Here is a 3134-nt window from a genome sequence, read left to right on the forward strand (position 1 = left end):
GTATAGCTCGGCGTGAAGATGTCGTGCCCCGCGGCGCGCAGCAGCGGACGCATCTTCTGCCACGCCCATGCCGACGACCACGCACCATGTGAAACAACAATCGTAGCCACGCGTCCTCCTGAATTACCCGCTTGCCGCTCAGCGGAATTCCGCCGCGATTGTCATCATGCGGACCGGAAATGCAAACCCGTTCGGGTTGCCACGCATCGGTCGCCGCGCTAACCAAACAAAAAAACATGAGGAAGCGTCCGCAATGCCACCCCGCACACGACCGCCATTTCGCGCCGAGCATGTCGGCAGCCTCTTGCGTCCGCCATCCCTGCTGAAGGCCCGCGAGGAGCGCGCGCGCAACGCAATTTCGGCGGAAGAGCTTCGCCGGATCGAGGACGAAGCGGTGCGCGATGTCGTGAAACGGCAGGAGGATGTCGGGCTGAAGTCGGTCACTGACGGCGAGTTCCGACGGATCGACTGGTTCATGGATTTCAAATATTCGATCGGCGGCATCGAGAAGCTGACGGAAACGGTCAAGGTTCCCTTCCGTTCGGCAACCGGCGCTCTCGATTTCGAATTCGTGGCCTATCGCGTCGGCGAACGCATACGGCTCGACGAGACGATCTTCGCGCAGGATTTCGCATTTCTGAAATCGGTCGCAACCCGCGCCATTCCGAAGCTGACCATCCCCTCGCCGTCGATGATGCATTATCCGGCAGGCCGCGGCATCGACCGCAATGTCTATCCCGACTGGGAGATGTTCTACGACGATCTCGCCGCGGTCTACCGCCAACAGATCGCAGGACTGGCAGCGCTCGGCTGCACTTACCTCCAACTTGACGATACCAGCCTCTCCTTCCTGAACGATCCCGCACGCCGCGCCATGCTCGGCGAAGGCGCCGAAACCCAGCATCTGCGCTATATCAAGCTGTTCAACGATGCCGTCGCCGACCGGCCCTCCGACATGGCGATCTGCACGCATACCTGCCGCGGCAATTACAAATCCGGCTGGATGGCGGAAGGCAGCTACGACCACGTCGCGGAGGCGCTGTTCAGCGAGCTCGATGTCGACGGCTTCTTCCTGGAATATGACGATGAGCGTTCCGGCGGCTTCGAGCCGCTGCGCTTCGTGCCGAAGGGCAAGACGGTGGTGCTCGGGCTCGTCACCACCAAGTCCGGCAAGATCGAGAGCAAGGATGACCTCAAGCGCCGCATCGATCAGGCGGCCAGGTTCGTCCCGCTCGATCAATTATGCCTGTCGCCGCAATGCGGCTTCGCCTCGACCGCGGAAGGCAATCTGCTGACCATCGACGAGCAATTCGCCAAGCTGAAGCTGGTGGTCGACGTTGCACGCGACGTATGGGGTGATCTGTGAGCGAACGTTTCAATGGCGTCGTTGTCGCCGGCGCAGGCCCGGTCGGTCTCATTGCCGCGCTCAAGATCGCGCGCGCCGGAATCCCGGTCCTCGTTCTCGATTCCGAGCCCGGCATCATCCAGCTGCCGCGTGCTGTGGTCTATCATGCGCCGACGGTCGAGATGCTGGACCGGCTCGGCCTGCTGGACGAGATGAAAGTCGCAGGCATCCTGAAGCAGGACTATCAGTTCCGGACCGTGCATGGCGAAATCCTCGCAGCGCCGCACATGTCGGTGCTGACGCCGGAAGACACCGCCTATCCTTTCAATCTGCACATGCCGCAGCACGAACTGGCGAATGCCATCCTGCGCAATTTCCTCGCGATCCCGGGCGCGGAGGTGCGCTGGAATACGCGCGTCACCGGCGTTGCGCAGAACAGCGACGGTGTCACCGTCACCATGGAGTCGGACGGCGGCACGCAGGCTATCCATTGCGACTGGCTGATCGGCGCCGACGGCGGCAGCAGCACGGTCCGGCGCGCGGCCGGCCAGTCGTTCGACGGCTATACCCATCCCGAGCGCCTCATCTCGACCAACCTCGTCTACGATTTCGAGGCGCGCGGCTTCGCGCGGGCGAACTTCATCATCGATCCGAAATACTGGGCGGTGATCGTCAAGATCGACCGGCACGGATTGTGGCGGATCACCTTTGGTGAGGATTCCAGCCTTCCGGAAGACCAGGTCCGCGATCGCATCGCCGAACATTACAGGGCGATCCTGCCTGACGACGGCCCCTACGAGCTTCAGGCCTTCGCGCCGTTCCGCGTTCACGAACGCAGCGCAGTAAGGTTCCGCACCGGACGCATCCTGCTGGCGGGCGATGCTGCGCATGTGTGCAATCCCTATGGCGGCCTGGGACTGACCTCCGGATTGCTGGACGCGGACGTCCTTGGCGATGCCCTGCCGGCGGTCATCAAGGGAGCCGCGGGCGACGATCTGCTCGATCGATATGCAGAGGAGCGGCAGCGCGTGTTTCGCGAAGTGACCGGCCCAACCGCCGCGGAAAATATCCGGCGGCTGAAGGAAACCGATCCGGAGAAGAAGCGCGCCGATGGCGAACGTCTGCGCAGGCTGCGCGACGATCCGGGCTTCCAGCGTGAAGCGCTGACCTTCACCTACAAGCTGGTCGGCCGCCCGATTGGTGTGCCGCAGCAATAAAGTTGGGTGATCCTGCCCTGAAGGCCGAAGCCTGCGACGAGTGTGGGCGCATTCCCGCTGGATGACGCGTCTTTACCCAGACTTTATGCGCGACGGCGATTGAATTGTTGGACATCCAACTATAGCCTGCGACGCAAGACCGACCACAAGTTCGGCAGTGCACAGGGAGGATATGGATGATCGCCTTTCGTTCGACATTGGCAGGGACCGCGCTCGCGGTCGGCCTGATTGCGGCGCAGCCCGCATCCGCTCAGGAACTGATCTACGGAAGCTGGACGCCGGCGCGCGAATATCAGAACGCCAAGGTCATGCCCGGCATCCTCAAGGCCATCGAGGAAAAGACCGGCGGCAAGGTGAAGTGGAAGCTGGTGCCGGGCGGTCAGCTGGTCGACGGCAAGACCACCTTCACCGGCGTGAAGGACGGCCTCATCCAAGCCGGCCTTGCGATCCCGCAATATGTGCCGAACACCGTGCCGGCGATGTTCATGCTCTATTCGACGATCGTGCTCGGCCACAACGACGTGGTCGCGGCAACCGGCGCGGTGCTGGAAACCATCTATTTCAACTGTCCG

General features: G+C 62.5%; 2 protein-coding genes and 1 pseudogene. All 3 read left to right on the top strand.

Annotated features, from left to right (window positions below):
* The first annotated feature begins 253 nt into the window (after nt 1-253).
* On the top strand, nt 254-1366 hold the full coding sequence (locus VNZ93_RS09320; protein ID WP_325703360.1) for a 5-methyltetrahydropteroyltriglutamate--homocysteine S-methyltransferase: 1113 nt from the start codon (nt 254-256) through the stop codon (nt 1364-1366).
* Nucleotides 1363-2562, top strand: a complete 1200-nt coding sequence (locus VNZ93_RS09325; RefSeq protein ID WP_325703363.1) for an FAD-dependent monooxygenase — start codon at nt 1363-1365, stop codon at nt 2560-2562. Before VNZ93_RS09320 ends, VNZ93_RS09325 begins: the two co-directional genes overlap by 4 nt.
* 176 nt (nt 2563-2738) lie before the next feature.
* Nucleotides 2739-3134 (top strand): annotated as a pseudogene (locus VNZ93_RS09330) (hypothetical protein); the annotation flags it as partial.

This window comes from Pseudorhodoplanes sp., assembly GCF_035565795.1.
Taxonomy (GTDB): domain Bacteria; phylum Pseudomonadota; class Alphaproteobacteria; order Rhizobiales; family Xanthobacteraceae; genus Pseudorhodoplanes.